Source organism: Armatimonas sp. (assembly GCF_031410135.1).
Taxonomy (GTDB): domain Bacteria; phylum Armatimonadota; class Armatimonadia; order Armatimonadales; family Armatimonadaceae; genus Armatimonas.
Genome location: NZ_JANNYP010000109.1, coordinates 1 through 2,835, shown reverse-complemented (window position 1 = coordinate 2,835; position 2,835 = coordinate 1). Strand labels below are relative to the sequence as shown.

The window sequence follows — 2,835 nt, the reverse complement described above, 5'->3', positions numbered from 1 at the left end:
CCTCCTGAAGTAAGGGCTGACGTGCACGATAGCACGCGTCGGCCTCAGGCTGCCACGGCCAGATGCCTTCTGTGTTGGGATAGATCAGCTGAAGTGCCTCAAAATTCGGCCCCTTATAGAACCCGAGATTGTAGCCTAGGTACTCGTCGTAAAAGGACTCCGCCACTCGCTCCAGGGCAACATCGAATTCTTCCAGAAAGCCTGAGTAGCGCTCTCCCACCCGAAAGCTTTCACCTGCCCCGACACGCTCGTGGAAATCATTGATGAGTACGTGCGCCAGCTCTTGCTGCAGCCCGATCACAATTAACTCAGGAGCAGCGGCGGTTTTGGTGATGCCTACTGAGAACGAAAAAGGCGGCAGGTCATCTTCTTCGGAAATATGAATAACTGCACACCCAAAGCGAGTGATATCTTCCTGGATTTTCTGGTCAAAGTTACTCATCAGCGGATTTTATCTTTGTAGGCTTGGGCCAGAGCGTCTCCCAACAGAAGCGTTCCCTGGGTGCCGAAGTGCACGCGCTGGTGGGGGAAGTGCTCGGTCTTGACGATCACAAGCTGTTTGTCTGTCTCGGCCAGTGCTCTGAGATCCGCGTTCAGTGCCGACATGTTCTTCCAGATCGCCTTCGGGTGTTGCTCGGAGACAAACCAGGGGAGCACGGGCTGTTCCAAGTCCTGCCGCACCTGAGCCATGAGGCTTTTCATCCAGCCCGCGTAGTTTTTCAGGTAGGACGCAAAGTAGGTGTCATTCTCGCCGGGGTGCCAGAAAATCCCCTCCCACGTCGGCTCGTAGCCCTGCCGCGTGAGGTCGGCGGCGGCATCGCGCAGGAAGGCGAGGAGCTTGGGATAGAGATTGCGGCGGCTCTCCGGCGAGCCCTGCGGCAACCAGTCCGGCCCCTGCGCTCCGCTGTGGGTGAACTTGAGGAGCGCGACGCCCTCGCTGGTGGGTAGCGTTTTTCGGAGCTGCGCCCCGAGGCTCAGCTCTGGGCCGAAGTTGCCTAGGACGCTCACCGGTCCGAGGGGTTCCCAGTTTCTAGAACTCTGGAATCCACCGCTCAGCGCGTAGCGAAAGAGAATATCGCTCTGGGGCTGTGCGAGCGCAGCGGGCAGCTCGCTCACAAACGCGTCCTCGCCCTCCATGTTGCGCTGGCCCGCGAGTACGAACAGACGAACGCGGCCTTTCTTGGGAATGGGCAGGCCCTTCGCGAACTTACGCTCTTTGGGCTTGGGGAGCTTGCCGATCTCACTCAAGTACGCGGTGCCAAACGCCTCCCCTAGCTGGAGCTGGCCCTGCGTCCCGAAGTGGTAGTGCGGCTGGCCGCTGCCCATCACGTCGAAGGCGAGGTGCGACGTTGGCACCCAGCGCAGCAGGGGATCGGAGGCGAGGAGCTGGTCTTGCTGCTGGCGTAAGACGGCCAAGTTGGCGCGGTTGTCCATGCCCCAGATGCCCTTCTCGCTCACCTCGCCCAGAAACCACTTGAGCTTGGGGAGCTGCAGGTCGGCGCGCAGGCGCTGGACAATCGCACGTAGGTTGGTGGCGTAGGCGGTGTTGACCTTGCGATCCAGCATGTCGTTCTCGCCCTGGTGCCAGACCACGGCCTCGAACTGGTAGCGAATGCCTTGTTTATCGAGGGAGCTTAGGGCATCACGAATGAGCTGAAGCGTGCGCGGGTAGAGCTTCTGGCCGCTCTCGGGTGCATCGGGGTTCCAGTCGTAGGCGGCCGTGGTGCCGCCGATTGCGGACTTGATAATGGCAATCGGGGAGCTATCGTACTTTTTCAGAAGGTGCGCGAACGTCAGCTCGGGCCCAAATGCCTGGAGGGGGCGCAGCGGTTCCCAGCCCTGAAAACCCACCTTGCCTCCCTCGGGAAGAAACGCGTAGCGAACATCGGGCTGCGGCGCACCGGCTCCTTTGAAGAGCGGGAAGTCGTCTATCCGCTCCGGGTGGGCATCGCTGCCCACCATATTGGACTGCCCTGCAAAGAGAAATATCTTGACCGTTTTTTGCATGGCTCCAATTGTAACATAGTGGGCTATGGGTTTTCTCGCGTTGTTTGTATAATGGTTTCATGATTGTAATTACTTGCCCCTACTGCCAAAGCCCGGACTGCATCAAGTTCGGAAGTAACGGCAGCGGTAGTGCACGATGCCGATGTCATGCCTGCACCAAGACCTTTACCCTCAACCCCAAGAGTCGAGCGGTGACACCCCAGAAAGAAGCAGATATTGTTGCCTGCCTCCAGGAAAGGATCTCCCAGCGGGGAATCGCAAGAGCACTGAAGGTCTCGCGCTTGACAATCCGGCAGATTCGAAAAAAAACGCTGCTGACGTAGAAGAGCAAATTTGCCAAGGTAAGATCGCCTTGGTGCCTGCTCCTGAGGGAGATGCCATCGAGATTGACGAGATTTGTATCCAAGTGACTCCCTCGTTTTGGGTTTGGATAGCCGTTTCCCGTTTGGTTGGCCAAGTCTTGGGGTTCGTTTTTGGGGATAGGACAGATTCGATGCTCCCAATTCTGTGGGGTGATGTGCCTGCGGACTATCGTGACAAGCCCGTTTACACGGACAAATGGGGTGCTTATGAGCGTTTCTTTCCTTCTTGGCAACACCATCCTAGCGAGAAGGGTAGTAGAGAAACTAGCCATTCGGAAGGCTGGAACACCAAGTGGCGTCAGCGTCAATCTGGTTTGGTTCGCGAATCTTGTGGTGTTCATGCGGGTATCGAGGATGATTTGGTGGAGCGTTTCTTGATTATGCTTCGTGGACATAATCAGGAATGTCAGCGATGTTGGTTACGCCTTCAAATGAAGGAGTTATCAACGTGATAAAACCCATAGCC

The 2,835-nt window shown here is 57.2% G+C and carries 4 protein-coding genes; 2 read left to right on the top strand and 2 right to left on the bottom strand.

Annotation, left to right across the window (positions count from 1 at the left end; genetic code table 11):
* Together RMO15_RS04060 and RMO15_RS04055 are read right to left on the bottom strand one after the other, a co-directional pair.
* The coding region (locus tag RMO15_RS04060; RefSeq protein ID WP_309708150.1) for a DUF4262 domain-containing protein at positions 1 to 442 on the bottom strand (442 nt) is incomplete at its 3' end.
* Complete coding sequence (locus RMO15_RS04055; protein WP_309708147.1) at positions 442 to 2,007, bottom strand: sialate O-acetylesterase; 1,566 nt, start codon at positions 2,005 to 2,007, stop codon at positions 442 to 444. The genes RMO15_RS04055 and RMO15_RS04060, both read right to left, overlap by 1 nt.
* Positions 2,008 to 2,066: 59 nt before the next feature.
* On the opposite strand from RMO15_RS04055, the gene RMO15_RS04050 reads away from it, so the two are divergent.
* Both RMO15_RS04050 and RMO15_RS04045 read left to right on the top strand, forming a co-directional pair.
* Positions 2,067 to 2,330 carry a hypothetical protein gene (locus tag RMO15_RS04050; protein ID WP_309708144.1) on the top strand — a complete coding sequence of 88 codons (264 nt, stop codon included), beginning with the start codon at positions 2,067 to 2,069 and terminating at the stop codon, positions 2,328 to 2,330.
* 32 nt (positions 2,331 to 2,362) lie between these two features.
* Positions 2,363 to 2,821 carry an IS1 family transposase gene (locus tag RMO15_RS04045; protein ID WP_309708141.1) on the top strand — a complete coding sequence of 153 codons (459 nt, stop codon included), beginning with the start codon at positions 2,363 to 2,365 and terminating at the stop codon, positions 2,819 to 2,821.
* Positions 2,822 to 2,835: the final 14 nt, after the last annotated feature.